The organism is Candidatus Anaplasma sp. TIGMIC, assembly GCF_028204095.1.
Lineage (GTDB): Bacteria > Pseudomonadota > Alphaproteobacteria > Rickettsiales > Anaplasmataceae > Anaplasma.
Map to the genome: position 1 here is coordinate 1 of NZ_JAQLOH010000061.1, position 2633 is coordinate 2633.

A 2633-nucleotide genomic window follows, 5' to 3' on the forward strand; every position below is an offset into this window, starting at 1 on the left:
CTTCGACTTCGGTGATAGAGAACCCTTGTTTACCGCATTGGTGCACTTCGCTATTAGCTTACGTTCATTTGGGATTCGCTGCCATTGTGACTACAACACTAAATGTTTCCTTGTCGGTAGGCACCTGCTTCAGTTCCTGAACACTGAACATCTCTTGTAGATCTTTTAACATTGCTTGGGGAAATTTATCGCTTAGCCCCGAAATAGTCAGAGTTTCAACAGGGTACTTTACTGAAACCTGTGCTTGAGTTTTAGCTTTACGCACTTCTTCTATGATGCCAATCAGGGCACTACCGAACCCTTCAGTATCGGGGTCGTTAGGAATATCGGTAGCATATGGCCACGGACTAGCATGGATTGTCCCTTCCAGGCTGCCATAAATAACGCCATATATCTCATCTGTAACATACGGAAAAAACGGTGCCAACAGCTTAAGAACATTTCGTAGAACATGCGTTAAAGTATAGATTGCCGACAAGTATCCAGGCGTTCCATCAGAACTGTATGCACGGTGCTTCACAAGCTCAAGATAGTTATCGCAGAAATCTTTCCAGAAAAAATCTTCAATACAATTAAGCGCGCATCCATATTCGTATGTGTCCATACTTTTCGTGCAACTCGTTACAACCATGTGCAGTCTGGAAAGGATCCACAAATCCGTAGGCAACACTTCTGTGCACGATGCAGAACCTCCACTCACAAATGTGCGAACGAACTTGCTCGCATTCCACAACTTGGTCACAAACCGTTTGCCTGTCTTAAGGACTTCCTCAGAAAACAGAGTATCGGCGCCAGTACGTGACTTTGCTGCCCAATAACGAACAGCGTCTGCGCCATACAGCTCCAATACCCTCTCTGGGCTTAGAGCATTGTTTTTTGACTTGCTCATTTTAGTTTTGTCGTCCGCAAGACACCACCCACTAACCATAATGTTCTTCCACGGGATGTCCTTGTAATGCAAATGCGACTTTACTATGGTGTAAAATGCCCATGACCTAATGATTTCATGACTTTGAGCCCTAAGATCTGCCGGTTGTGGGCCACTTTTCCCTGAACTCTTTTCTGCAGGTCTCGCAATAAACTGTGGAGATAGTGAACTGGTAGCCCACGTGTCCATTACATCAGTCTCTGCCTCGACTTCTTCTCGGCTATAGCCTGTAGGCAAATCGTAAATCGGATCCACCGGCAACTGCGCCGCATCCGCTAACAACACCTTGCCCTCTTCTCCAGAACGCTTCGAGTACCAAACCGGAAAACGTACACCAAAGTACCGTTGTCGCGATACGCACCAGTCCCAACCCAAGTTTTCAATCCACATCTCAATACGTTTCCGCATGTTCTCCGGATGCCACATGATCTGCTTTGCTTTAGCCAAGATAGCGCTTTTATGGTCAACCACCTTTACGAACCACTGGTGACTGGGGATAATCTCTACCGGAGCCCCAGATCTCTCAGCACAGCGCACCGAATGAACTATCGGATCCTGTTCAAGTAACAGCCCTTTTGCCTGCAGTGCCTCACAAATCGCAGTCCGGGCATTTTTTAGGCGCATACCGTTAAACTGGCTAGCGGGAATCAGGGCGCTGTTTGTGTCAAATTTTTCCAATCCGCTCAAAAACCCAGCTCTATCTATTATTATTCTAGTATCAAGATTATGGGTCCTCCACCAATATACGTCAGTCTCGTCGCCAAACGTGCAACACATAACAAGACCTGTACCCTTGTCAATACGCACTTTGCTATCAGATAAGATCGGCACTTTGTGGCCGCAAATAGGTATTACAGCTTCTTGCCCTGCCAGATGCTTGTACCTCTCGTCTTGTGGGTTGTAGAAAACTGCCACGCATGCAGCCATCAACTCAGGGCGAGTAGTAGCTATGTTAACACCCTCGCCCTGCGCAGTATGGAGCCTCACAGTGTTCATTTCAGAGTTCATAACCCGCTCCTCGATGTCAGCATGGGCAAGAGCAGTTTGGTCAACAACATCCCATAAAATGGGCTGCTGCTTCCGGTACATTTCGCCTTTACTGTACAAATCTAGGAAGGACTCCTGAGCCAATTTCTGGATTTTCTCACTAACAGTGTTGTATTCCAAGGACCAATCACAGCTTAGGCCCAGCATCGTGAAAAGTTGTCTAAACTTAGCTCTAAACTCCGCAGAAACTTTGTTGCAGGCATCGACGAATTCATCCCTAGATACTTGAGATGCTTTCACGCCAGTGATTTTCTCCACAAGGCGTTCTGTAGGCAGACCGTTATCGTCAAATCCCATAGGGTACAAGACATCCATACCAGACATTCTACGGAAACGTGCTATAAAATCTGTATGGCAGTAACTGAATACGTGCCCCATATGCAGCGTACCAGACACCGTGGGCGGAGGTGTGTCAATCACGAAACAATCCGATCTACCATGCCATTTGTACACGCCGGTCCGATTCCACTTGTCGATACACCTGTCTTCAATAATTTTGTGTTGATATGTACGGTCTAGATCGCGCATTAACCAAGCCTGCTAATTTCAGCTATAGAGCGAGTGAGTATAAAAAATTGTACCCGCAAAAACAACTGAATTTGCGTATCGCTACGTAAAACCCATCCGGCAGACGCCGCAAGAAGCGCCAAAACTGCGC

1 protein-coding gene is annotated in these 2633 nt (G+C 46.7%); it reads right to left on the reverse strand.

Going from position 1 to position 2633, the window contains the following annotated elements; genetic code table 11:
• Window positions 1-64 precede the first annotated feature (64 nt).
• The gene (locus PGW94_RS04480; protein ID WP_271759054.1) at window positions 65-2503 is read right to left on the reverse strand and encodes a valine--tRNA ligase; all 2439 of its coding nucleotides are present in this window, start codon (window positions 2501-2503) and stop codon (window positions 65-67) included.
• Between the last annotated feature and the right edge of the window lie 130 nt (window positions 2504-2633).

What these genes read in the sequence shown, in the direction of transcription:
- PGW94_RS04480 (WP_271759054.1), bottom strand. Translation starts at nt 2,503, where the DNA reads ATGCGCGATCTAGACCGTACATATCAACACAAAATTATTGAAGACAGG.